Annotated in this window: 17 protein-coding genes and 1 pseudogene; 9 read left to right on the top strand and 9 right to left on the bottom strand. The window is 73.2% G+C overall.

What is annotated here, in order from left to right:
* Positions 1 to 13: 13 nt before the first annotated feature.
* Entirely contained in the window at positions 14 to 874 is an 861-nt protein-coding gene (locus CRYAR_RS20980) for an arginase family protein (RefSeq protein ID WP_169745069.1), read from the top strand.
* Here the strand turns inward: CRYAR_RS20980 and CRYAR_RS20975 are convergent.
* The 5 genes from CRYAR_RS20975 to CRYAR_RS20955 all read right to left on the bottom strand — a co-directional run bounded on the left by CRYAR_RS20975 (position 845) and on the right by CRYAR_RS20955 (position 4910).
* A complete protein-coding gene (locus tag CRYAR_RS20975) occupies positions 845 to 2158 on the bottom strand; it encodes an LLM class flavin-dependent oxidoreductase (RefSeq protein ID WP_051570732.1) in 1314 nt (437 codons plus the stop codon). The two genes, CRYAR_RS20980 and CRYAR_RS20975, sit on opposite strands and share 30 nt — an antisense overlap.
* Before the next feature lie 10 nt (positions 2159 to 2168).
* The gene (locus CRYAR_RS20970) at positions 2169 to 2813 is read right to left on the bottom strand and encodes a DJ-1/PfpI family protein (protein ID WP_035853527.1); all 645 of its coding nucleotides are present in this window, start codon (positions 2811 to 2813) and stop codon (positions 2169 to 2171) included.
* Entirely contained in the window at positions 2813 to 3763 is a 951-nt protein-coding gene (locus tag CRYAR_RS20965; protein WP_035853520.1) for a GlxA family transcriptional regulator, read from the bottom strand. Before CRYAR_RS20965 ends, CRYAR_RS20970 begins: the two co-directional genes overlap by 1 nt.
* A gap of 62 nt (positions 3764 to 3825) precedes the next feature.
* A complete protein-coding gene (locus tag CRYAR_RS20960) occupies positions 3826 to 4245 on the bottom strand; it encodes a phosphatase domain-containing protein (RefSeq protein WP_035853510.1) in 420 nt (139 codons plus the stop codon).
* Positions 4242 to 4910 (bottom strand): nucleotidyltransferase domain-containing protein, encoded by a 669-nt coding sequence (locus CRYAR_RS20955; RefSeq protein ID WP_035853509.1) that lies wholly within the window; start codon positions 4908 to 4910, stop codon positions 4242 to 4244. The genes CRYAR_RS20960 and CRYAR_RS20955 overlap by 4 nt, the downstream gene beginning before the upstream one ends.
* A gap of 82 nt (positions 4911 to 4992) precedes the next feature.
* Here CRYAR_RS20955 and CRYAR_RS20950 point away from each other — a divergent pair, with 82 nt between their 5' ends.
* From CRYAR_RS20950 to CRYAR_RS20935, 4 genes and pseudogenes are all read left to right on the top strand, one after another.
* Positions 4993 to 5334, top strand: coding sequence for a hypothetical protein (locus tag CRYAR_RS20950; protein ID WP_035853506.1), 342 nt, complete (start codon positions 4993 to 4995; stop codon positions 5332 to 5334).
* Positions 5331 to 5753 (top strand): annotated as a pseudogene (locus CRYAR_RS50835) (MerR family transcriptional regulator); the annotation flags it as partial. The gene CRYAR_RS20950 and the pseudogene CRYAR_RS50835, both read left to right, overlap by 4 nt.
* A 229-nt stretch (positions 5754 to 5982) precedes the next feature.
* Complete coding sequence (locus CRYAR_RS49035) at positions 5983 to 6282, top strand: hypothetical protein (RefSeq protein WP_035853503.1); 300 nt, start codon at positions 5983 to 5985, stop codon at positions 6280 to 6282.
* Positions 6283 to 6703: 421 nt separating this feature from the next.
* Positions 6704 to 7039 (top strand): YnfA family protein, encoded by a 336-nt coding sequence (locus CRYAR_RS20935; protein WP_035853501.1) that lies wholly within the window; start codon positions 6704 to 6706, stop codon positions 7037 to 7039.
* Between the two features lie 315 nt (positions 7040 to 7354).
* On the opposite strand, the gene CRYAR_RS20930 is transcribed toward CRYAR_RS20935, so the two are convergent.
* On the bottom strand, positions 7355 to 8689 hold the full coding sequence (locus CRYAR_RS20930; RefSeq protein WP_157017935.1) for a hypothetical protein: 1335 nt from the start codon (positions 8687 to 8689) through the stop codon (positions 7355 to 7357).
* A gap of 128 nt (positions 8690 to 8817) precedes the next feature.
* Between CRYAR_RS20930 and CRYAR_RS20925 the strand changes: the two genes are divergently transcribed.
* The 4 genes from CRYAR_RS20925 (at position 8818) to CRYAR_RS43385 (ending at position 14721) form a co-directional block, all read left to right on the top strand.
* Positions 8818 to 9627, top strand: a complete 810-nt coding sequence (locus CRYAR_RS20925; RefSeq protein WP_035865577.1) for an SAM-dependent methyltransferase — start codon at positions 8818 to 8820, stop codon at positions 9625 to 9627.
* An 83-nt stretch (positions 9628 to 9710) separates the two neighbouring features.
* The gene (locus CRYAR_RS20920; protein WP_035853494.1) at positions 9711 to 10229 is read left to right on the top strand and encodes a TrmH family RNA methyltransferase; all 519 of its coding nucleotides are present in this window, start codon (positions 9711 to 9713) and stop codon (positions 10227 to 10229) included.
* 18 nt (positions 10230 to 10247) lie between these two features.
* The gene (locus tag CRYAR_RS43390; RefSeq protein WP_157017933.1) at positions 10248 to 13025 is read left to right on the top strand and encodes a fibronectin type III domain-containing protein; all 2778 of its coding nucleotides are present in this window, start codon (positions 10248 to 10250) and stop codon (positions 13023 to 13025) included.
* A gap of 1198 nt (positions 13026 to 14223) precedes the next feature.
* A complete protein-coding gene (locus tag CRYAR_RS43385; protein WP_157017931.1) occupies positions 14224 to 14721 on the top strand; it encodes a hypothetical protein in 498 nt (165 codons plus the stop codon).
* A 192-nt stretch (positions 14722 to 14913) separates the two neighbouring features.
* Here the strand turns inward: CRYAR_RS43385 and CRYAR_RS20905 are convergent, their stop codons facing one another.
* The 3 genes from CRYAR_RS20905 to CRYAR_RS20895 are packed head-to-tail and all read right to left on the bottom strand — an operon-like array spanning position 14914 to position 21381.
* Positions 14914 to 15510, bottom strand: a complete 597-nt coding sequence (locus tag CRYAR_RS20905; RefSeq protein WP_211247565.1) for a M23 family metallopeptidase — start codon at positions 15508 to 15510, stop codon at positions 14914 to 14916.
* 13 nt (positions 15511 to 15523) lie between these two features.
* Positions 15524 to 15970 carry a ribonuclease HI gene (rnhA, locus tag CRYAR_RS20900; RefSeq protein WP_035853490.1) on the bottom strand — a complete coding sequence of 149 codons (447 nt, stop codon included), beginning with the start codon at positions 15968 to 15970 and terminating at the stop codon, positions 15524 to 15526.
* The gene (locus CRYAR_RS20895; protein WP_035853487.1) at positions 15967 to 21381 is read right to left on the bottom strand and encodes an ATP-binding protein; all 5415 of its coding nucleotides are present in this window, start codon (positions 21379 to 21381) and stop codon (positions 15967 to 15969) included. Before CRYAR_RS20895 ends, rnhA begins: the two co-directional genes overlap by 4 nt.
* Positions 21382 to 21470: the final 89 nt, after the last annotated feature.

Below are 21470 nucleotides of genomic sequence, written 5' to 3'. Positions count from 1 at the left end.
CGATGATGTGCGGGTGGACCTCATCCTGGTGCCGTTCAATTCGTCCGGAGCCGCCGACGGGGTGGCGCGGGCCCCCTCGGCGCTGCTCGACGCCGGTCTGGCCGCCCGCCTGCCCGGCGCACGGGTGGTGGACGCGGCCGTCCCCACCGGCGACGCGGCCCGGGGCCCGAGCGGTCTGGCCTCGGAGAACGCGCTGGCGGCGATGGTGGAGTCGGTGAGCGAGCGGGTGCTCGACGCGTGGGCCGCCGACCGCCTGCCGGTCGTGCTCGGCGGGGACTGCCCGGTGCTGCTGGGGGCGCTCCGCGCCGCCGACCGGCGCGGCTACGGGGCCGGGCTGGTCTTCGTCGACGGTCACGAGGACGCCTGGGACCCGCACCGCTCCCCGACCGGAGAGGCCGCCGACAGCGAGATCGCGCTGGCGCTGGGGTGGGTTCCCGGCTACCCGCCGGTGCTGCGCCCGGCCGACCTGGTCCAGCTCGGCCCGCGCGACGCGGCCGAGCTGACCGGGGCGGGCCAGCCGAGTCTCGCCGACCGGGTCGCCGTGCTCCCCGGCGAGCGGCTGGCCGCCCCCGGTGGCCTCGAGACCGCACACCGGATGGCCGCCGGGCTCGTCGCCCGCACCGAGCACTGGTGGCTGCACGTGGACCTCGACGTGCTGAGCACCGAGGCGCTCCCGGCGGTGGACTACCCGCAGCCCGGCGGGCTGTCCTGGGAGCAGCTGGAGACCCTGACCGGGCAGCTGCTCACGATCGGCGGCTGCGGCGGGCTGAGCGTCACGATCTACAACCCCGACCTCGACGGCGGCGCGGCCGCGGACCGGATCGCGTCCTACGTGGCGGACGCGTCACGCGTAGCGGCTGGGGGGCACCGGTAGGCCCAGGTTCTCCCGGTGGGTGCGGCCCCGGTACTCCCCGGAGTAGACACCCCGCTTCGTCAGCTCCGGCACCACCAGGTCGACGAACTGGTCGACGCCGACCGGGATCGACGAGAACGCGAGCATGAACCCGTCGGCCGCGCCGGCCCGGTAGCGCTCGGTCATCCAGTCGGCGATCGTGTCGGGCGTACCGACGAGGAACCGCCGCCGCAGCAGCGCCCGGTTGACCTCGCGCAGCGTGAAGGTGCCCGACCCGACCAGCCGGCCGATCTGCTCCTGCACCGAGCGCACCTGGTTCGTCGGCACCGACAGGTCGGGCTGGAACCTCTCGTCCATCGGGTGCCGGCTGACGTCGAACTGGAGGTAGTGCGACAGCCAGTCGAGCGAGAGCCGCTCCGGGGTGAGCGCCTCGATCCGGTCGAGGTACTCCTCGGCCTCGCGGAGCGTCTCGCCGATCACCGGGGAGAGCGCGGGCAGCACCTTGAGGTGGTCGGGGTTCCGGCCGTTCGCGGCGGCCCGCGCTTTGTAGTCGTCGTAGAGGATCTTCGCGCCGCGGACCGCGTTGGTGCCCATCGTGAACACCGCCTCGGCGGTGGCGCCGGCCAGCGCCCGGCCCGCCTCCGACGCCCCGGCCTGGAAGATCACCGGGCGGCCCTGCGGCGGCCTGGCGATGTTCAGCGGGCCGCGGACGGTGAAGAACTCGCCGCGGTGCTCGAGCGTGTGCAGCTTCGTGGCGTCGGCGAAGTACCCCGACTCCTTGTCGTAGCGGAACGCGTCGTCGTCCCAGCTGTCCCAGAGACCGTTGACGACCTCGATGAACTCCGCGGCCCGCCGGTAGCGCACCGCGTGGTCGAGGTTCGCGTCGCGGCCGAAGTTCCAGGCCTCCTCGTCACTGGCGCTGGTGACGACGTTCCAGCCGGCTCGTCCTTCGCTGAGGAAGTCCAGCGAGGCGAGTTTGCGGGCGATGGGGAACGGCTCGTTGTAGGTGGTGGAGACGGTCGCGGCGAGCCCGATCCGCTCGGTGACCTGGGAGAGGGCGCCGAGCAGCGTGAAGGGCTCCGGGCGGATGTTCACCACGTGGTCGATCCCGGAGGCGAACCGGTCCCAGACGTAGAGCTCGTCGGCGATGAACAGCGTCGCGAAGCCGCCGCGCTCGGCCGTGCGGGCGAAGTTCCGGTAGTACCCGAGGTCCAGGTACCGCTCGGGCTCGGCCCCGGGCAGCCGCCAGCTGGCGAGGTGCTCGCCGCCCGGATAGAAGATCATGGCACCGAGGATCATGCTCATGCCCCGGATGCTAATCCCGTCCGGTGAGCACGAAACGGCGCTTTTCGCGCAGGTAGCCGACGACATCCGCGGGCGCCTTGTCCGGCGAGCCGGCGTCGTAGGGCGGCTGCGGGTCGTACTCGATGCCCAGCTGCACCGCCTGCGCGACCCAGTCGCCGCTCTGGAGGCCGACCAGGGTCAGCGCCATGTCGATGCCGGACGAGACCCCGGCGGCGGTGAGGTACTTGCCGTCGCGTACCACCCGCTCCCCGGTCGGCTCGGCGCCGAAGGCCGGGAGCTGGTCGAGCGCGAGCCAGTGCGACGTCGCGCGCCGCCCGCGCAGCAGCCCGGCCGCGGCCAGCAGCAACGAACCCGAGCACACCGACGTCGTCCAGGTGCTGGTGGCGTCGGTGTGGCGGAGCCAGTCGTGGATCGGGCCGTCGGACATCAGGTCGGCCTGGCCGTGGCCGCCGGGGACGACGACGACGTCTGGGCTCGTTATTTCGTCGAGCGTGGCGTCGGCGATCAGGCCGAGGCTGCCGATCTCGGTGCGCACCGGCCCGGTCCGCTCCCCGACGAACACGACCTCGTCGCCGGGGACCTTGCTGAACACGTCGTAGGGGCCGACCGCGTCGAGCGCGGTGACCTTCGGGTAGAGCAGGATCGCGAACAGCATCAGCGGTGACCTCCGGCGAATCGGCGCCGATAGTCGCCGGGCGCGACGCCCAGCGTCCGGACGAAGGCACGGCGCATCGCCTCCGTCGTCCCGTATCCACAGCGGCGCGAGACCACGTCGACGCTCTCGTCGCTCTCCTCCAGCACGCGGCGCGCGGTCTCCAGCCGCACCGCGTCGACGTACCGCCCGGGAGTGCGCCCGACCTCGGCCGCGAACGCGCGGGCGAACTGCCGCGGCGAGAGGTTCGCGCGGCGGGCGAGCGCCTCGACGCTCAGGTCGGCGTGCGGGTTGTCGGCGATCCAGCGTTGCACCTCACGCAGCCCGGGCCGGTCGGCGACCTGGGCCGAGAGCTGCGTCGAGAACTGGGCCTGGTTGCCCGGCCGGCGCAGGAACATCACCAGGTGCCGGGCGATGTGCAGCGCCACCTCCCGCCCGAGGTCCTCCTCGACCAGCGCCAGCGCCAGGTCGAGCCCGGCGGTGACCCCCGCGGAGGTGGCGACCGGACCGTCCCGGACGAAGATCGGCTCCGGGTCGACGCCGACCTCCGGATAGCGTTTCGCCAGCGTGTCGCACACCCGCCAGTGCGTGGTCGCCCGTCGGCCGTCGAGCAGGCCCGCCTCGGCGAGCAGGAACGCACCGGTGCACACCGAGACCAGCCGGGTGGCCTCCCCCGCCCGCGCCCGGAGCCAGTCCACGACGTCCGGATCGAGGTCGCGGGTGCCTTCCCCGCCGGGGACGACGAGCGTGTGCGGCGTGTCCGCGGCCGCCAGGCCGACATCGGGGACGAGCGTCAGCCCGCTGGACGCCCGCACCGGGTCCCCGCCGGGGCTCGCGGTGGCGAGCCGGTAGGTGCCCGGTACCACCCGGTTCGCCCCGGCGAAGACCTCGAGCGGGCCGGTCACGTCGAGGCTCTGCACCCCGTCGAACAACACGACCAGTACCGATTGCATGACGTCAGCCTGGCGGGCCTCGCCGGTGGCAGCAATGTCGTTGTTCCCACCTTTTCTGCCGCCTAGAAGTCCCCCTCGGCGACCTGGAAGCAGACCAGCCCGAGCCGCCGCCACATCCGGACCACCTGGTCGCGGTCGTCGAGGACGAACAGCACGTCGAAGCGCTTGCGCAGGAACCGCTCGTAGAGCTCACGTTTGACCAGGTCGTCGCGGCGGTTGTCGCCGGCGCGGCGCATCAGCAGGTGCTCGTACGGCACGTCGAGGTGGTGGGTCAGCCAGGACTCGGTCTGGCGGCGGCACGTCTCGTCCCGGCCGGACAGCACGACGATCGTGTGCCCGGCCGCCGAGAGCGCACGGACCGCCGCGACGACGGCGGCCACCGGCGCGTCCTCGCCGACGCGGTGCCAGTCGAACGGCGAGCGGTCGGTGACCCGCGTCGCGAGCGTGCCGTCGACGTCGACGAGCACGGCGGAGGGCTTCACAGGTACTCCTTCCGGACCCGCCGCAGCCAGGCCTCGACCGCCGGCTCGTCCGGGGCCGCCGGGAGCGGCGACGTCGCGTCCGCGAACTTCTCCCGCGCCGCGGCCAGCACGGGGCGGGCCACCTCGGGATCGACGGCCACCCGGTCGCCGAACTCGCGGTAGCGCTCCGGGTCGTCGACGCGCAGCCGCAGCTGCCCGGTCACGTAGTACTCGTAGCCCTGGTCGAGCAGCCGCAGCAGGTGCCGCGCGTGCTTGGACCGGCGTTTGCGCATCTTCGACTGGAACTGACCGGTCGTCAGCAGGCGCTTGAACTGGGCGGTGGCGTAGCCGAAGTACGCGTTGCGGACGCCGTCCGCGCTGGCGAACGCGCCGCGCAGCCCGACCAGTTCCTCGCCGAGCGGCGCGGACCGCTCGTAGGAGGGCAACCAGAGCAGCTCGGTGACCGTCGGGTTCGACGACAGGCAGAGCATCGCGAACTTGCGGGCCTCGTGCACGGTGCGGTCCGGGTCGTGCTCGACGATCGTGGCCGCCCGGTCGATCGGCAGGCGCAGCCCGTGCAGCTCGACGGTGGGCACGGCGTACACGCCGAGCCGATCGACGTCGGAGCCCGCGTGCGCGAGCCCGTAGGCCGTCGATCCGACGACGCCGAGAAGCAGGGTGTTCACGGGGTCAATGGTCCCGGTCGGCACCAAAGGCTTAAATGTCAGGCTTGCATCCGGTACCCGGGTACAGGCTTACCGTCAGGTCATGACCGCATCGACGCACGACCCGGGGTGGGTGCCGTCCGCGTGCACCCTCCCCCCGCCCGAGCAGCCGCAGCGGGTGGCCGAGTTCGACGCGCTGTTCGCCGCCGCGCTGCGTCGGGTGGAACGTCCCGCGCCCACCCGGCTCCGGCTGGTGCTGCGCGACGCCGCCGGGCGGCGCGCCGCCGTCGAGGACCTGGCCGCCCGCGAGACGTCCTGCTGCGCGTTCGTCACCTTCACGCTGGCCGGCGCGGACGGCGAGTTGCTGCTCGACGCCGAGGTGCCGGCTGCGCAAACGGACGTGCTCGACGCGCTGGCCGCCCGCGCCACCGCGGCGGCGTCGTGACCGGGCCCGGGTTACGCAGCGGCGAGGTCGCCGCCGCGGCCGGGGTGAACCCGCAGACCCTGCGCTACTACGAACGCCGCGGGTTGCTCGCCGAGCCGCGGCGCTCCCCCGGCGGGCACCGCCTCTACCCGGCCGGAACGGTCACGCTGCTGCGGGTGGTCAAGGCCGCACAGCGACTCGGCTTCACCCTCGACGAGGTCGCCGACCTGCTCGAGGCCGGGCGCCACCGGCACCGCGCCGACGCGGGCCTGCAGGCCCGCGCCCGGACCAAACTCGCCGAGATCGACGCCCGCCTGGCCGACCTGCACACGATCCGCGACACTCTGGCCGACGCCGTCGACGCGGGCTGCGACGACCTGATCACCTGCGCTGACAGCCCGCGCTGCCCGCTGCCGTTCAGCGACCTGGCCGAGGTCTCCGGCGCCGCGGAGCGCACCGCGGAGCCCCGGGCCGACACGTGCGGCACCCCGGAGCGCACCGCGCAGACTAGGCCCGACACGTGCGGTACTCCGGCGCGCACCGCGCAGACTAGGCCCGACACGTGCGGTACTCCGGCGCGCACCGCGCAGACTAGGCCCGACACGTGCGGTACTCCGGCGCGCACCGCGCCGCCCCGGGTCGACGCCTGCTGTGCGCCGGTCGAAAGGAGTGCCCCGGAATGACGAGCCGCGTTGCGCTCACCGCATCACCGTCCCGTCGGTCGCGCGGACGGTTCCGGGCCCGGCTCACCGCGGCCGCCGCCACGATCGCCGCAGCTTTCGGCGTGGTGGTGGCCTGTGCTGCGTCCCGCCGCTGGTCGGCGCCGGGTTCCTGACCGCAGGCGCAGCCGCCGGGCTGCGTGACGTCCTCCTCGACGCGGGCGCCGTCCTCCTGCTCACCGCAGGCGGCCTCGTGCTCCTCCGGCGCCGCCGTACCGGCTCCGGCTGCGCCGACGACTGCGGGTGCTGATCCGGACTCGCCGGCCCGGGGTCGGGCAGTGCTCAGCAGTCTGGCGGCGCGGCGAGCGCGCTGCAGACGGTCAGCGGCGTGCACCACAGTGGCATACCGGCCAGCCGGGCGGCGGCGCGGTTGCCGCCGATCGCTACCGGCCGCCGGTCGGCTACCGGCTACCGGCTACCGGCTACCGATCAGCGACCAGCGACCAGCGACCAGCGGATGGTGACCACGGCGAGCGACGCGCCTAAACCGGGGGTGAAATGCCCAGACCGGGCGTGACCGGGGCGAAGCGCACCGGCCGGGCGTGACCGGTGAAATGCCCAGACCGGGCGTGACCGGGGCGAAGCACACGGGCCGGGCGTGACCGGTGAAATGCCCAGGCCGGGCGTGACCGGGGTGATTTGCCCGGGCCGGGCGTGATGGGATTGCCGGTGTGACCGTCGCGCGATCGTTGCTGCTCTTCGCCCTGGCCGCGCTGGCCGAGATCGGCGGCGCCTGGTTGATCTGGCAGGGCTGGCGCGAACACCGCGGTGTCCTCTGGATCGCCGGCGGCATCCTCGCCCTCGGCGCGTACGGGTTCGTCGCCACGTTCCAGCCCGACCCGAACTTCGGCCGGATCCTCGCCGCGTACGGCGGCATCTTCGTCGCCGGGTCGCTGGCCTGGGGCATGGTCGTCGACAAGTTCCGCCCCGATCGCTGGGACGTGATCGGCGCCGCGATCTGCCTGGTCGGCGTCGCCGTGATCATGTACGCCCCGCGCAGCACCTGAGCCCCGCAGCGCGACAAGGCGCCACAGCGGCCCGGGATGGGACGGGACAACGCGGGACGGCGTGGGACGGGACCGCGCGGGACGCGCAGCGCGGGACGCGTGGCCACACCGGCGCGGCACGGGGCAACGCGGGACGGGACAACGCGGGACGGCGTGGGACGGGACAACGCGGGACGGCGTGGGACGGGACCGCGCGGGACGCGCAGCGCGGGACGCGGGGCCACACCGGCGCGGGACGGGACAGCGCGGGACGGGACAACGCGGGACGCGGGCACACGGGGACGGGACGGGACGGCGCAGGACAGGCTGGCGGGGTCAGGTGCCGCTCAGTGCCGGTGAGCCGCCCGGACGGGCCGGGCCGCCGCGGTCGGGCCCTGGGGCGGCGGAGGCGGGCGGGTCCGCCGGCTTCCCGGAGGCTCCACCCTCGGGCGGTCCGGCCGATCCCCCGGCAACGTCCCCGTCGGGTGGCCCCGCCGAGGAAGAGTCGGCCTCCGGCGGCGTGGGCGTCTCCGCGAACAGATCGCGCCCGCGGACGTCACGCAGCAGCTGGTAGGTGGTGAGCACCAGCGCGACGAGCATCAGCGCGGCCAGCCACTTGCGGTCCAGGTAGGTGCCGGGCGGGCCACCCCGCAGCATGAACGGCAGGTACGACAGGAACGACGCGGCCTGCACGATCAGCGGCAGGTACCAGCGCTTCGGCACGTGGAAAGCGAGGATCAGCGTCAGGACGTCGGCGAGGTAGAAGTACCGTTCGTGCATCCGGGGCTGCAGGAACGGCACGATCAGCGCGAAGCTCGCCGCCGCGGTGACGATCCGGGTGTGGTCGAGCTCGGTGCGGGTCGCGATCAGCACCCAGCAGATTCCCAGCACCGCGGCCCCGGCCAGCAGCGTCCCCAGCGACGCGAGTTCCAGCGCGCCGGTGCGCACGTCGAAGAACTGGAACACGGTGGGGCCGCCGCGGGTCAGCCGGGCGGGGTCGTCCAACTGGTGGAAGTAGAGGGTCAGCACCTCGACCGGGTCCCGTCCGAGCAGCATGATCGGGACGTCGACCGCGACGTACACCAGCGGCAACGCGAGGAGCGTGCGCCAGCGGACCTTCCCGGCCAGCAGGAGCAGCGCCAGCGTCGGGACGATGAAGATGCCCAGCGGCTTGAACGCGTAGGCCAGCGCGCAGAACGACACCGCGACCCAGTGCGAACCGCGCAGCAGGTGGTAGAGCGCGCCGACGGCGAACGACGCCCAGATCGAGTCGCACTGGCCGTACATCGACGCGTTGATCACGACCGTGGGCAGGAACGCGACGATCAGCGCGGCCGCCGCCGGCACCCGCCACCCGGCGTAGCGCAGGCCCACGATGCGGAAGACGTACCAGGAGAGCAGCACGTCGAACAGGACGAAGATCGCCTTGAGGTTGTACAGGAGTTCGCCGGGCAGCCACCCGGCGAGCATCAGCAGGTACAGGAACGGCGCGTTGTAGTTGCCGATCGGCGAGCCCGGACCGTTCTGTTCCAGGTGGGCGTACCACTGGAAGAAGATCTCCATGTCGCCGGTGACGTAGTCCCGTCCGACGTAGCGGGTGGCGACCGCGATGAGCAGCAACGCAGCGAGCAGGGCCCACTCCGATGCCGGTACGGAACGTAAGCGCTGCACAGGTGTCTCCGTCGGCAGTGGCGGATGGGGCGAGTGTAAGGACGTTGTCTACTGTGGCTACTATCCGTGCCGAGGAAGCCGCCGCGGAGAAGGATTCGGTGACGATGAGCGCGTCGACCCCGGCCTGGATGAGGCCCGACCCCGAGCAGACCGGGGTGGACTTACGGACCGACGTACCGCATTCCGCGCGGATCTACGACTACATCCTCGGCGGCAAGGACAACTTCCCGCCGGACCGCGCCGCGGGTGACCTGTCGCTGGCGGGCTGGCCCGGCGTGCGGACGTCGATGCAGCAGAACCGGTACTTCATGAACCGGGCGGTCCGGTACCTGGCCGAGAAGGCCGGCATCCGGCAGTTCCTCGACGTCGGCACCGGCATCCCGACCGCGCCGAACCTGCACGACGTGGTCCAGGCCGTCGCCCCGGAGTCGCGCGTCGTCTACGTCGACAACGACCCGATCGTGCTGGCGCACGCCCGGGCGCTGCTGACGAGTTCGGCCGAGGGCCGGACGGTCTACGTCGACGCCGACCTCACCGACCCGGAGTCGATCCTGTCGTCGCCGGAGTTCACCGACACGCTCGACCTGACGCAGCCGGTGGCGCTCTCGGTGATCGCGGTCGTGCAGTTCATCCCGGACGAGGTCGCCTACGCGGTGGTCCGCCGCCTGATGGACCGGTTGCCGAGCGGAAGTTTCCTCGCGCTCTCGACCGCCACCGGGGACATCGGCGAGGGTATCCACCGGGCGGCCGCGGCGTACCGGGAGCAGGGCATCTTCGTCGCGCTGCGCGACAAGGGCGCGGTGGAGAAGTTCTTCGAGGGCTACGAGCTGGTCGATCCCGGGGTCACGCTCACCAACGAGTGGCACCCGGACGAGAAGGCGCTCGGCGTCCCGCACGGTGACTCCGCGATGTACGCGGGCGTGGCCCGCAAGCCGTGACTTAACCGGAGGCGCTCCGCCGGGCCGCTCCCGTATCCTCACCGCATGACTTTCGGTGGTGAGGCGGTCGTCGTAGCGCTCCGGTGAGCGCGCCCCGGGTGCGCAGCCCCCGTGAACTGCGCCGGCAGCGACGCGCCCGGCCGCACCGCTGCTGGGACCATCTGATCGCCGCGCCGCTCTGGCCGTTGCACGGCGCGAACCTCGGCACGCTGCTGCGGACCTGCGACGCGGTCGGCGCGTGCCTGGCCGTGCCGCGCCTGCCCTGGGTCGACGAGGCGCTGGCCCGCGGGAACACGCTCCGGCGGCCGGCGTGCGTGCACCGGCTCGGCCGGGACGTCGTGGGCTGGCTGGGCACGCAGCGTGCGGCCGGCTCGGCGATCGTCGGGGTGGAGCTGGCCGACGAGGCCGTGCGGCTCGCCGATCTGCCGGCCGCGCGCCGCCGGACCGTGGTCGTCCTCGGACACGAGCAGAGCGGCATCCCGCCGGAGGCCCTGGAGGTGCTCGACGTGACGGTGGAGATCCCGATGGTCGGCAGCGGCGCGAGCCTGAACGTCGCGGTGGCCGGTTCGCTGGTGCTGTACCGGCTGGCCGGCCTGCTGTGAATTACTATTTGTGCAGTTATGGGCGCTTGGCGGGGACGACTCAGCGCAGTGGTCGCGCTGTGCCTCGTCGTGGTGTCCGGGGTCGTGGTGTCCGGGCTCTGGTTCTCGGGCGCGCGGGCGGCGGCTCCCGCGTCGAGCGTCGGCAGTGACTTCTGGGTGGCGTTCAGCAGCAACTCGTCGACGAGTGCGGTGGCCTTGTTCTTGTACGTGACCGGCGCGGAGGCCACGACCGGGACGGTGACCTGGCCCAACGGCACGTCGACCGCGTTCGGTGTCACTCCGGGCGCGCCCACCCGCATCCCGGTGGACGCCACGCTCGCGGCCTCGGGCGCCGACGCCACCACGAACGTCGGCATCCACGTCACGGCCGCGAAACCGGTGAGCGTGCAGGGTCTGAACTCCAACACGACGAGCGCGGACGGGTTCACCGCGCTGCCCACCGCGCACCTCGGCACGCGCTACCGGGCGGCGTCCTACGGCACGGTCAGCGCGTCCTGCCCGAGCCGCCTGATCGTGGTCGGCACGCAGGACGGCACCGCGGTGACCGTCACGCCGTACGCGCGTCTGGGCGCGCGCACGGCCGGGACACCGTACGTCGTGACCGTGAACCGGGGTGAGGCGTACACGGTGACCGCCGGGGTGGGCTACGACGTCACCGGGTCGCTGGTGACCGCCGTGGCGCCGGTCGCGGTGTTCGCCGGCAACGACTGCGGGGTGATCGGGTCCGGCGGCGGATCGGATCAGCTGTTCGAACAGCTGCCGCCGGTGTCGGCCTGGGGGACGACGTTCCTGCCGGTGCGGTTCGCGAAGGACGCCGGGGGCGACCCGGTGCGGGTGGTGGCCGACGCCGACGGCACCGTCGTGCGCGTGAACGGCACGGTCGTGGCGACGCTCTCGGCCGGACAGACGTTCGAGCAGGTGCTGGGGACCACCGGCAACAGCGGGACGGTGATCGCGACCAGCCGGCCGGCCCTGGCCGCGCAGTACCTGGTGCGCGGCGCGTACACCGGCTGGGGCCTGAACGGGACCTACGGCGACCCCGCGATGACGCTCGTGCCGCCGGCCGAGCAGTACCTCGCGGAGTACGCGTTCAGCGTGCCCGTGTACCTGCCCGACACCCCGCAGACCGTGTTCCCGTTCAACGCGATGAACCTGACCGTGCCGGCCGGGGCGGTGAGCAGCGTCCGGCTGGACGGGGCCCCGCTGGCCGCCGGGTCGTTCGCGCCGGTGGGTTCGAGCGGGTTCTCCTCGGCGCAGGTGCGCGTCGGCGAGGGACCACACGTCGTCCGGGCCGACGCTCGCTTCGGCGTGGTCGTGTACGGCTCGCACAACTACGTGTCGTACGCGTATCCGGGTGGCGCGGGGTTGACGCCGGTCGGGACCGTGACGTCGGTGACGCCGGACCTGGCCACGCAGACCGTGGCCACCGGCGCGAGCGCGTGCGTCACCGCCGCGGTGGGGGCGGCGGGGGTGTACGTGGGCTTCCGGGTCGGTGGCGCCAATCCCGGGGAGGGGGAGGTGATGAGTGAGGCCGACGGGACCGCCCGCTTCTGTGCGACGGGGGCGGTGGACGGTACCGACACGGTGACGATCACCGCGGGGGCGGCGAGCGCTCTGGCCACGATCGTTCGCACCGCGCCGGCGCCGTCGGTGACGCCGAGCGACTCCGCTTCGGCGTCGCCGGGGTCGGTGCCGTCGCCGACCGTTACGCCGGTTGCGACGACGACAGCCGTGGTGACGACGACGGGGCCGGTGAGTAGTGCGACTGGGACGAGCGGGCCGGGGGTGACCACTCCTCCGGCGACGACTCCGGTGGCGCCGGGAACGGTGGCGCCGACTTCAGTGGTGCCGGGAACGCCGGGGCCGGGAACGCCGGGTCCGGGAACGCCTGTAACGCCTTCGGTTGTGCCTGCCTCGCCCGTGCCGACCTCGCCTATGCCGGGATCGCCTGGGCCGGGATCGCCTGGGCCGGGATCGCCTGGGCCGACCTCGACGGCCTCGGAGTCGGTGGGGCCGGGAACGCCGACGCCCTGGTCGCCGGGGCCGGGATCGCCCGATACGGGGTCGCCGGGGCCGGCCCCCTCGCCGGGGGTGCGGCGGCCGGATGCGCCCGCGCGACCGCGGGTGGTCGCGGGCGACCAGGCGATCGCGGTGACCTGGAGCCCACCGGCGACCCACGGCGCACCGGTGTCCGCCTACACCGCCACCGCACAGCCCGGCGGCGAGGCCTGCACCGTCGCCGCCCCGGCGACCGGCTGCGTCCTCGGCAACCTCACGAACACCACCGTCTACCGGGTGAGCGTGTCCGCGCTCTCGCCCGCGGGCGCCTCACCGCCCAGCCCCATGAGCGCCCCGGCAACCCCCGCCGACCTCCTCGGCCCGGCCGCCCACCTCACCGGCTCCCGCCGCGACGGCACGCTGACCCTCACCGCGGTCGGCTTCCGCCCGGACGACCCCGTCGCGTTCTGGCTCCGCTCCACCCCGGTCCTCCTCGGCACCGCGGTAGCCGACCGAACCGGACGAGCCACCTTCCGCACCCGGCTACCCGCCGGGATCCACGGTCACCACATCGTCACCGCCCAGGGAAACGCACTCTCCGGCCACCCACTCAGCCGCGCCCTCCCGCTCGACTCCGGCCCGGGCCTGCCCCTCACCGGCGAGGCCGTGCTGCGCTCCGCCGCGGCCGGCCTACTCCTCCTCGCCGCCGGCCTGGCCGTCCGCGCCACCACCCGCCGCCGCCAGCCACGCCTAACCGCCCCGAACCACCCGGGCCGACCCCGAATCAAACCCCAATAGCCCGTTCGCCCCTTAGCCCACCGGGTCGCACCTCCTGACCTAGCGGTCTGTCGGTCCAGCGGGCCGACGGCCAGCGCATCGCAGCCAGACAGCCAAGCCAGCGGGCCGACGGCAAAGCCCGTGGCCTGACGGCAAAGCCCGTGGCCTGACGGCATCGCAGCCCGACGGTCCGCCGGCCTCCAGCCCGACGGCCCTCAGCCCGACGGCCCAGCGGCGCGATGGCCAGGCGCCCCAGCGGCCAGCAGCTGATGGCCGCACAGCTCGACTGCATCACAGTCCGGTGCCGGGCTGGACCGGCGCCACATGAGCGCGACAGCTTGATGGCCTGACAGCCCTGGCGCTCGGAGGCCGATGGCCGATGGCCTCGCAGCCCAACGGCCTCCCAGACCCGACTACTCGGCGACATCGCAAGCCGATGGCCCGGCCGCATTGCAGCTAGATGAACCGGCGAACCGCCAGCCTGTGAGCACGACAACTCGACGGCCTGGGGTGCCCGATGGCCCTGCGGCGCGGCCCGACCGCCTCGCGACCCGATAGCCCGATAGCCCGGTGGACCGATGGACCGATGGACCGGCATCGTTTGAACGCGAGAGCTCGATGGTCGACAGCCGAACGGCCCAGTGGACCAGCGGCACCGCAGCCCGTCGGATTGTGGACCGACGCTAGATGAGCGCGACAGCTCGATGACCCTGACACTTGAGGCCCGAAACCCCACAGCCCAGCGGCCACCGGCTAAGCGGCATCGCAGCCCCACCACGCAGCCCCACCACGCAGGCCCCACCCCACAGCCCCGCCACCCAGCACGATGGAACGGTGGGCCGACAGCATGTGAGCGCGACAGCTCCATGGCCCGTCAGCCCGATGTCCCGACCGACTCCTCTCCCGGCGGCCGCGCACCCCGCCCGCATCACGGCCCGGCGGCCACGCACCCCGGCCCCATCACAGCCCGGCGGCCACGCGACCCGACCCCATCACACCCCGATAGCCACGCGACCCGACCCCATCACACCCCGATAGCCACGCGACCCGACCCCAACAAACCCCGGTAGCCACGCCGCCCGGCCCCATCACAGCCGGATGGCCCGGCCCCATCACAGCCGGATGGATCGACGGACCGGTGCCGTGCGAAGGCGACGGGGTCCGTCGGCCATCGGCTGGGAGCTTGCGCGGGCGCCGCGTGGTTCGGCACCGTGGGGGTGTGTCCTGGACCGTGGTGGTGACAGTGGCGGGAAGCATGATCGGCACGCTCGCGGGGGTGTTCGCCGGGGGGTTTCTCACCCGGCGCAGCCAGAGCCAGCACTGGCGGAAGGACACCAAGGCCGCCGCGTACCGGAACCTGTTGCGCGAGTACGCGCGGGTCGAGTTCGATCTCCGGCGCGCCTACCTGGGCACCCTTCCGGCGACCGATGTGGACTGGTCGCGCTGGGGTGGTGCGCTCACCGAGGTGAGCCTCGTCGCCGACGAGGAGGTCGTCGCGGCGCTCACGCCCGTGGGGGTCGCGCTCGTGGAGCTGGACGCGCGGGTCCACAGCGGCCGCCGCGACGCGCAGGAATGGGAGACGCTCCTGCGCGCGCTCGTCGCGGCTCAGGTGGCGTTCGTGAACACCGCCCGCCGGAGCCTCGACCCCGCGCAACGGGACCTGACCCTCGCCCTCGGCGGCCCCCTCATCCCCGAGCGGCCCGCGACGGACCACTGACGAACGCCGGCGCGGCGGATCGACGCCCCAGGCCCAACGCCCGCGGAGCGGAGCGAGGCCCCCGGCCACCCCGCCGCTCAACGCCCGCGTGGCCCGGGCCGGCCGGTACTCCTGCGCCCGTCGACCATCGGCCCGACGTCGAAAACGAGCCTCGTGAACAGTGCCCCGACCACCCCGGCATCGGGGAACGGATCAGCAGTTCCTGCTCACGAGCACGGTCGTGTACTCGCGGTCGTCGGTCGTGATGCCGGAGGGCCGGCCGTCGAAGTGGGTCTCGACCTTCGACCAGCCCCGGCGCTGCTCGTAGTGCAGGTGCGGGGCCCCGGAGTTGCCGGTGCTGCCGAGCCGGCCGATCTGCTGGCCCCGGGTGACCCGGTCACCCTCGGCGACCAGCGGCGGCTCCAGCAGGTGCAGGTACTGCGTCTTCCACTGTCCCCCGTGGTCGATCGTCACCCAGTAGCCGCCGCCGGTACCGCGGGGGCCGGACGGGTCGGACGGTGTGCGGCCCCCGAGCGTCCCGTTGATCCCGGCGACGCTCACCGTGCCGCCGAACGACGCCAGCACCGGGCGCCCCCACTCCTCGCCGTCCAGCGGGAAGAAGTCGACGTCGTAGTCGTCGTGGCCGGGGTACGTGCCGAGCTGCCAGCGCTCGCCGCACGGCACCGGCAGCTGGAACGCCGGGCGCGGCCCGGGTGGCCCCACCATCGGCCACACGAACCGCCACCCGACAAAAGCCACCAAACCTACTACCACTAATCCGACGACGATGCCCAGACGAGCGGTTTTCACAGCTCAGATCGTGTCAGACGGCGGCAACGCTCTCGCGGAGCCCCAGGCCGGCGAGCTCGTCGGCACGCTCGTTGCCGGGGTCGCCGGCATGGCCCTTCACCCACTTCCACTCGACCTCGTGGACCCCGATCGCCTCGTCCAGCCGCACCCACAGGTCGGCGTTCTTCACCGGCTGGCGGGCCGCGGTCAGCCAGCCGTTGCGCTTCCACTTCGCCATCCAGCTGGTGATGCCCTGCTGCACGTACGAGGAGTCGGTGTGCAGCTGGACCCGCGACGGCCGGGTCAGCGCCTCCAGCGCCCGGATCGCGGCCATCAGCTCCATCCGGTTGTTCGTGGTGGTGCCGGCCTCGCCGCCGCGCAGCTCCTTCACCGCGTCGCCGTAGCGGAGCACGGCGCCCCACCCGCCGGGCCCGGGGTTCGGGACGCACGCCCCGTCGGTGTGGATGACGACGACGCTCACACCCCCATCCCCCGGTCCAGCGCCGCGATGATCCGGGGCCGCAGCGACGCGACCGACACGATCTCGTCCACCGAGCCCACCTCGACCGCGCGCTCGATGCTGTGCACCCGGTCGAACTCGGCCGCGACCTCACCGAGCTTCTCGGCCCGCACCCCCGACTGCACCTCGGCCAGGCGCGCGCTCAGCGCGGCCCGCTCGGCGCCGCCGGCCGACGAGATCTGCGCCTGCAGCGACGCCACCCGGGGGTCGGTCGCGGTGCGGTTGTTGACCTCGCCGGAGAAGACGACGGCCGCCGCGGGCGCGCCGCCCAGCACCGACGCGAACGAGCCCTCCAGCGCCAGCACGGTCATCGACGGGTTCAGCGCCTTGGAGAACACCACGAACGCCCCGCCGTGGTAGCGCGAGATCACGCAGAACACGATCGGCCCGGAGAAGTTGACGATCGCCCGCCCGATCTCGGCGCCGTACTCCAGCTGCAGCCGGCGCATCGACTCCGGGGAGCCGTCGAAGCCGGACAGGTTCGCCAGCACGACGAGCGGCCGGTTGCCCGACGCCGCGTTGATCGCGCGCGCGGTCTTCTTCGACGAGCGCGGGAACAACGTCCCGGCGGTGTACGTGTCGGGGCCGTCGGTGGGCGGGAAGCCCCGCCGGGGCACCGACCGGGACTCGATGCCGATCAGGCAGACCGGCCAGCCGCCGATGTGCACGTCCTGCACCGCGGAGGTCTCCGCGTCGGCCATCCCGGCCCAGCGTTCGAGCACCGGGTGGTCCTGGTCGGACAGCGCGCGCATCACGGTGCGGATGTCGAACGGCTTCTTGCGGTCGGGGTTGTGCGCGGCCGAGAAGATCTCGCCGACCGTGCGGAAGTCGCTCTCCACGATCGCGTGCGGGAACGAGGAGATGTCGCGGTCGACGGCGTCCACGGTGGACGCCCGGCGCGGCGCCGACTCCCCCGGCACCACGTACGTGTGGTCGTAGTGCTTCATCAGCACGTCGCGCGCCGCCGGCAGGTTCGGGGCCCAGTACTGCGCCTGCCCGTTCGGGCCCATCACCCGGTCGTAGCCGCCGATGCCGAAGTTGTCCTCGGCCGACACGCCGCCGGAGAAGTCCAGCGACTGCTTGCCGGTGAGCACCATCGCCGAGTCCGGCGTCATGATCAGGACGCCCTTGGTGTGCATGAGCATCGTCGCCTCGGCGTTCCAGTACGGCTGCGCGCCGACCGTGATGCCCGCGACGACGATGTTGATCTCGCCCCCGGCCTGGGTGAACTCGACGATCCGCTTGAGCGCGGCAGCCACCCAGTCCATGTTCTCGGTGCCGGAGGTCATCGAGATCCGGGCACCGGCCGAGAGCGCGAACCACTCCAGCGGCACCCGCATCGAGTCGGCCAGGTCCAGGGCCGCGATCACCCGCGCGCACTCCGGCTCCGACAGCGCACCGAGCGCCTTCGTCGGGTCGCCGAGCAGCACCACCCGGGTCACGCCCTCGGGGTAACGCTCGGTCGGTGTCGTGACGACGCCCACGACGATCGCCGCGCTGTTGCGCCCGCGCGGGCGGTCCACCGGTACGAGCGCGCCGTCGACCAGGTCGTACTCGACGAACGAGCCCAGCAGCCCGGTCAGCTCGTACGGGTACACGGTGCCGCGCCGCGCGGCCCGCAGCACCTTCTGCCGGTAGTCGTCGAGCGGGAGGATCGGCTCGGTGGACGGTGCGCCCACGTCCAGCCGCATGCCCCGGCCCGGGTCGAAGCCGATGCGCACCGACAGCTCTTCCAGGTCACCGGCCTCGTCGCGCTGGCGGCCGACGAACTCGACCTCCTCCAGGCCGGCCCCGGCCGTCGTCGGCAGCACGCGCTGCACCAGCGCCTCGAGCTCGTCCGGCGACAGGTCGGTCGGCGGCCAGACGTAGAGCATGATGCGGTTGGTGTCGAAACGCTTGTTCTGCGGCCGCTGGGCCTGGACCGCGCGGATCGCGTCGAGCCCGGCGGTGACCGCGTCCTCCACCGCCGGCAGCGCGATCAGCCGGCCGTCGGTCTCGCGCAGCGGCGTCAGGTCGCGGACCTGGCCCATCGCGATCAGGCGCTCGTCGGACGGGTTGCTGCGCGCGACCGCCCGGAACAGGTAGATCTCCTCGTCCGAGGAGGGCAGGCGGGTCAGGTCGAACTCGCGCAGGCGCTGGATCTGCAGCCGCTCGGCGATCTGCGGGTGCAGGCCCCGGATGAGCCGGTCCTCGGTGAACGCGGACGCACCCCGGCGGAACGTGAAGTGGTGGTGCATGCGGGCACCGGCGGTCCCGGCGACCGTCAGCGTGATCCGCGAGACCCCGTCCGGGAGCGCGACCCCGGCGACCAGGCCGTCCAACCGTGCCGCCATCGCGTCGGCGTCGGGCTGGTCGTCCCAGGTGACGTAGAGGTCGGCGGCGAGCGGCCCGTCGAACCGCGCGACGGCCTCGAGCGCACCGGCCAGCCCGGAGATGTCGACCGCGGTCGTGACGACGCGCTCCACGTCGTCGGAGCCGAGGAACTCGGCCGTGACGAACCGGTGGCCGGCGACGTCGCGCGAGCCGACGCCGGACAGGCCCCGGTTGCCGTAGTAACGGCGGGTGAGCACCTCGAGCAGCGGCGCGTGGTCGCGGTCGGTGCGGCCGGTGCGCTGGCCCACCAGGCGCACCAGCGGCTCGGCGACCGCCACCATCGACTGGATGCGCTGGGCGCGGTCCGGCGCGTCGGGGTGCGCGTCGAGGTAACGCAGGTGGTCGCGCACCTCGGCGTAGACCGTCGCGCGGGTGCGGCGCAGCAGCGGCTGGGCGAACCAGCGGAACACCACGCCCCGGGCCAGGTCGGACACGGTCGGGAACCGCACCTGGGTCGCCTCGATGACGTGCGCGAGCGTGAGCCCGGCCGGCTCGCTCAGCGCCTCCACCGGCGGCGGGCCGGCCAGCCACTGGCGCAGCAACTCGGAGACGATCGCGACGTTGCTGGTGACGTGCTGCTGCGCGAGGACGATGCGGAAGACCGCGTCCTCGAGTTCGGGCGTGCGGTCGAGCCCGCTGACGCCGTAGTGGGCCAGCATCTTCTCGAGCCGGGCGCGGAAGCCCGGGGACAGCCCGGCGCGGTCGGCGTCGAGGCTCTGCAGGTAGCTGTGGAAGAACTCGCGCGGGCTGTGCACCGGGCTGCCGGGTTCCACGTCGAGTTCGCTGCGGGGACGGTTGCGGCTGAGCTCGGACAGGTCGGAGAAGACCGTGAGCAGGTCGAGCTCGCCCGCCAGGTCGGTGCGCGCGGACAGGTAGTCGGAGAGGGCCCGCTTGGCGTCGTTCGGGTCGGCGTCGAAACCGAGCAGGAGGCTGCGGAGGTCCTGCAGGCACCGGTCCGCGGTGGCGGCGGCCGGCGCGGCCGGGAGGTCGATCTCGACCGCCTCGTCCGACGACGCCTCGGCCTCGTCCGTGTCGCCGAGCGGTTCCAGCCGCAGCAGCGGCGCACCGGCCTCGACCTGGCTGCCCACCGACACCGGGCACTCACGCACCCGGGCCTTGAACGGCGCGCGGAGTACCGTCTCCATCTTCATCGACTCGAGCACCACGATCGGCGCGCCGGACTCGACCTCGTCACCGACCGTGAGCGGTGTCGCCACGACCAGCGCGGGGGCCGGCGACCGCACGACGCCGCCCTCGTCGCGGCTCACCCGGTGGGTGACCCCGTCGACCTCGACCAGGTGCACCGGTCCGTGGACCGCGGTGACCAGCCGGAACCGCCGGCCGTTCACGACGATCTGGCCGCTGTGGGTGTCGAACCGGTCCACTTCGACGTCGGCGGAGACGCCGTCGGCGAACCCCACCCGGAACGTCCGCCGGCCCACCCGCACCACGCTGACCCGGTAGCCGACCCCGCGCAGCTTCAGGTCGAGTGGACGGCCCGGGTCGTGCCGGACCTGCGGCCGGCCACCGTGGGCGGTGGCGAACAGCCGCTGCCTGCTGATCTCCTCCTCGTCCTCGTACGCCTCGATCGCGGCCGCGGCCAGCGCTACGCCTGCGTGCCGGTAGCTGACCAGGCGGCCCTCGGCGCGGACGCGGTCGATCCAGCCGGTGTCGGCGCTCGCGTCGACCACCTCGGGCTGGTCGAGCAGGTCCAGGACGAAGCTCTTGTTGGTGGCGCCGCCCTCGATCAGCACGGTCGTCTCGCGCATCGCGCGGCGCAGGCGGGCCAGCGCCTGGTCGCGGTCGCGGCCGTAAGCGATGATCTTCGCGATCATCGAGTCGAAGTCGGCGGGGATCGTGTCGCCCTCGCTGACGCCGGTGTCGACCCGGATGCCGGGCCCTGCGGGCAGCGCCAGACGCGTGATGCGGCCGGGTGCGGGCGCGAAGTCGCGGTCGGGGTCCTCGGCGTTGAGCCTGGCCTCGACGGCGTGGCCCTTCTCCAGCGGCTGCGTGCCCTCCAGGCGACCGCCGCCGGCCACGTGCAGCTGCAGGCGGACCAGGTCGGTGTCGGTGGTGATCTCGGTGATCGGGTGCTCGACCTGGAGCCGGGTGTTGACCTCGAGGAACGCGAACAGCTTCTCGCCCGGGTGGTAGAGGAACTCCACCGTGCAGGCCCCTCGGTAGCCGACCTTGACCGCCAGCCGCTCGGCCGAGGATTTCAGTTCGTCGACCTGGGCCGCCCCGAGCACCGGCGACGCCGACTCCTCGATGATCTTCTGGTTGCGGCGCTGGACCGAGCAGTCGCGCACCCCGAGCGCCCAGGCGGTGCCCTGGCCGTCGGCGATGACCTGCACCTCGACGTGCCGGGCGCCGGTGACCAGGCGCTCCAGGAACACCACGCCGGAGCCGAACGCGCGCAACGCCTCCTGGCTGGTGCGCTCGTAGGCGTCGGCGAGGTCGTCGCCGGAGTCGACCCGGCGGATACCGCGGCCGCCGCCGCCCGCGGTGGCCTTGAGCATCAGCGGGTAGCCGATGCGTTCACCGGCCTCCAGGGCGTCGGCCAGGGTCGCCACGGCGCCCCGGCTCCACGGCGCCACCGGGACGCCGACCTCCTCGGCGATCAGCTTCGCGCCGATCTTGTCGCCGAGCTTGCGCATCGCGTCGGCGCTCGGGCCGACGAACGTCACGCCGATGCGGTCGCAGAGCTCGGCGAAGGCCGGGTCCTCGGCGACGAAGCCCCAGCCGACCCACGCCGCGTCCGCCTCGACGTCCCGCAGCGCCTTCTCGAGCACCGCGAGGTCCAGGTACGGGCGGGCCGACGCGGGGCCCAACGGGTAGGCGATGTCTGCTTCCCGGACGAACGTGGCGGTCCGGTCGGCGTCGGTGTACAGCGCGACCGTCTCGATCCGCACCCCGGTTTCGGCCGAAAGGTCCCGGACGGCGTGGATAAGTCGCATCGCGGCTTCCCCACGGTTGACGATGGCCACTCGACTGAACACCGGCGCGCTCTCCCCATCTCCCAGTACAGACAGACTGGTATCTACCTTGCTCGATTCCGGAGGGCACACCAATGGAGCGGACCGCGCAT

Origin of the sequence: Cryptosporangium arvum DSM 44712 (assembly GCF_000585375.1) — a bacterium.
In the GTDB taxonomy this organism is placed as follows: domain Bacteria; phylum Actinomycetota; class Actinomycetes; order Mycobacteriales; family Cryptosporangiaceae; genus Cryptosporangium; species Cryptosporangium arvum.
Note: the sequence above shows the minus strand (reverse complement) of the source record. Positions and strands in the feature narration are given on the sequence as shown.